Source organism: Caldivirga sp. UBA161 (assembly GCF_002506515.1).
Lineage (GTDB): Archaea > Thermoproteota > Thermoprotei > Thermoproteales > Thermocladiaceae > Caldivirga.
The window spans coordinates 245-3533 of sequence record NZ_DAXS01000008.1 but is presented as its reverse complement, the minus strand read 5'-3'; the positions used below and the strand labels follow the sequence as shown (position 1 = coordinate 3533).

The 3289-nt window shown below is 41.4% G+C and carries 2 protein-coding genes; one reads left to right on the top strand and one right to left on the bottom strand.

Going from position 1 to position 3289, the window contains the following annotated elements; translation table 11 throughout:
- Window positions 1–16 precede the first annotated feature (16 nt).
- Window positions 17–1498, bottom strand: coding sequence for a lysine--tRNA ligase (gene lysS, locus BP896_RS01135; protein WP_291764792.1), 1482 nt, complete (start codon window positions 1496–1498; stop codon window positions 17–19).
- A 103-nt stretch (window positions 1499–1601) separates the two neighbouring features.
- On the opposite strand from lysS, the gene BP896_RS01130 reads away from it, so the two are divergent.
- Window positions 1602–2654 (top strand): TrmB family transcriptional regulator, encoded by a 1053-nt coding sequence (locus BP896_RS01130; protein WP_291764793.1) that lies wholly within the window; start codon window positions 1602–1604, stop codon window positions 2652–2654.
- The last annotated feature ends 635 nt before the right edge of the window (window positions 2655–3289 follow it).

Genomic DNA, 3289 nt, shown 5'->3' with positions numbered 1-3289 from the left:
CTAGTAAAGATGCAGGTTATGGATTATGTTTAATCATTGGAAATGGTATCACTTCCTTAATGGAGTATTGCCCAGTTAGCACCATTACTAACCTATCAATGCCTATGCCTAATCCACCTGTTGGTGGCATTCCGTAGCTTAGGGCTAGGATGAAGTCATAGTCGTATGGATGCGCCTCCTCGTCACCCCTCTTGAAGCGTTCAGCCTCCTCCTCGAAGAATTTATGCTGTAACTGAGGGTCATTAAGCTCAGTGTACGCGTTGGCTAACTCCATTCCAGCAATGTATAATTCAAACCTCTCTATTAGGCCTGGCTTAGACCTATGTGGCTTACATAGTGGTGTTGTCTCCTGCGGGTAATCTGTGATGAAGGTTGGTTGAATTAACTTGGGTGCAACCAATTTATCAAACAGTTTCTCAATCATAAGCCCCCTAACATACTGCCCACCCCTGGGTACTAGCCCATTCTCATTCATTAGCCTCCTCAACTCATCATCACTCATTAATTCAACGTTCTTACCTAACTCATTGCTCAACGCCTCAATCATTGTTAACCTCCTGAATGGGGTAGTTAACTTAACCTCAGCCTTATCTCCACCAATGGGGTACTCAATAGTATCCTTACCAATAACCTTCACTGCAACCTGGTGAATTAAATCCTCTGTAAGCTTCATAATGTCATTATAATCCGCATAGGCCCAGTATAATTCAAGCATTGTGAATTCTGGATTATGGTAAACGTCAATATCCTCATTCCTAAACACTTTACCAATCTCGTAAACCTTATTGAAGCCCCCAATTATGAACCTCTTCAAGTAAAGTTCAAGGCTAATCCTAAGGTACCAGTCCTCATCAAGTGCATTAACATGAGTCTTAAATGGCTTAGCCAATGCACCACCATAGACTGGCTGCAGTATTGGTGTTTCAACCTCCATGAAACCCATTGAGTTCAAGTACTCCCTAATGGCTTGAATAATCCTGAACCTAGTTTGAATAATCCTCCTAGCCTCACTATTGTATAGGAAATCAAGATACCTATGAGTATACCTCCACTCAGTGGTGTACTTACTCCAGTCAGGTGGCTCAAGGAGTGCCTTAGCCAATAACGCGTAATCATGGACCAGTAGGGTTAACTCACCCTTAAGCGTGTAGAATAAGTCACCCTCAACCCCAATTATATCACCCCTATCCACGTACTTATGGAACTCCTCAAACCTATCCCCCAATTCATTAACCCTTAAGTATAATTGAAGCCTCTCCCCCTCATCAAAAATATCGATGAAGGAGGCCTTCCCATGCCTCCTAATGTTAGCCACCCTACCCACTGTTCTAATGCCCTTAAGGAATGGGTCATGGCTAATGGGATACTTCTTAGCAAGCTCCCTAATCTGGCTTATCGTGTACGTAATATCAAACTTATGTGGATATGGGTTAATTCCCCTACTCCTTAACTCCTCCACAATCCTTAACCTATTCACGTCCCATTGAGGCTTATACATACTGATACATTGGGTTCAATGCGTATAGTCTTAATAAACATTGTACTGCATCCGGTTACATGGCGAAGCCCTAAAAAGCACTGGGGGAGTTATAGGATACTTGATGCAGGTAGTTGACGGTGACTTAGTGGATGCGTTAACTATCCTTGGCTTATCAAGGAAAGAGGCCACTGTATTAGCTTACTTACTCTTGAATGGTAATGCCACGGCTAGGGAGATTATGACTGATTTGTCTATTCATCAGCCTCAATTATACAATATAATGGTTTCACTTGAGAGGAAGGGTTTCATTAATGTTCAGCAAAGTAAGCCTAAGGTGTATACACCAATAGGTATGGGGGTGATAATGGAGATGATTGAGAATGAGATGCTTAAGCGTAAGCAAGCCGTGGTTAAGGCCTTAACATCATTAACCAGAGGTGATAGGGTAAGGAACCTACTATGGGTTACTAGGGGTATTGATAATGTTATTTATAATTCAGCATCCTTAATTCAGGAAGCCACCAGTGAATTATATGTATCAGCACCACCAGTATTATTAAGTAGGCTTATTAAGCATATAAGTAATCTTGACCCCAGGGTTAAGGCATATATCCTAGTGTACCCAAGCTTAGATGACGAATTACTAAGTAGATTAAAGGGCATTAAGAGCCTCGTTGAGGTTAAGGTGAATAAGCTTGGCCCATTCTACTTCATTTCATCAAACGCTGAATCCTGTGTTTTTGCACCCAGTAAAGTTAGCCTACTTAGGGAGGCTGAGCCATATGGGTACGTGTTTAGGGATAGGATAATGACCCTTCAATTCATTCATGGATTCTTCGATGCATGGAGGCGAGCTCAGACGATTTACAGGAGGGGCTTTAAGACCTCTGATTACCCATTGGTTTTTAACTCCCATAGATTCGCCACATGGGAGATTCTTAAGGCTAAGGAATCTAAACTAAGCATTGAGGTTAGGGTTAAGGGCTACTTAACGAGTAATAATGAGGAAGCGGATATAACTGGGGTACCGCTTAACGTAACGATAGATAGTGATGTGGTGAATTTTGAATTATTACCCAGTAACGGTGGTAAGGCATTACTTGTGGGTGGTACTAATGCCTTAATTGAAGATATTGAATCAGAGTATATTGAAATTAAACTTAGGAATCAATAGAAATTAAATGAATTAACTAAGCCGGTAATGCTTCCCTATTTATACTAAATTGTGTAGTAAAATTTTTAAGCTAAAGGGGCAATTACACATATGTTAGGCAGAGGTAACTCAACCCTAGTTGTGAAGGTAATACTAATGGCGGTAGTAATCCTGGCGGCAGCGTATAGTGCAGTTATGAATGTTGCTTACGCCCAGCAGAAGCCTCAAATAATAGGCGGTAACCCAGTCACAATAATTCTAACGCCTGGTTCACCCATATGGAACCCCTATGCGCCAAGCAATATGATTGGTAACACATGGGACTACTTACCATTAGCAGCATTTAACCCATTAACTGGCCAATGGTGGCCTATTTTGGCTGAGAATTGGACTGTTGAGGTTTTGCCTAACGGTTCAGGTATTTTAACTATTTACCTTAGGAAGGGCCTATACTGGTATAATGGCTCAGTTGCAATNNTGGGATGTTTATGCTGAATTCTACATTGGTATGAAGTCCTTCGGCTGGTATGTGCCTTGGATTAATCAATCGCTAGTGGATGAGGATATTAGAGTATTGAACAACTACACTATACAATTCCTATTCCAAAGATGGACACCATACATACCCTACTGGCTATTAACAAGCTGGATTGATG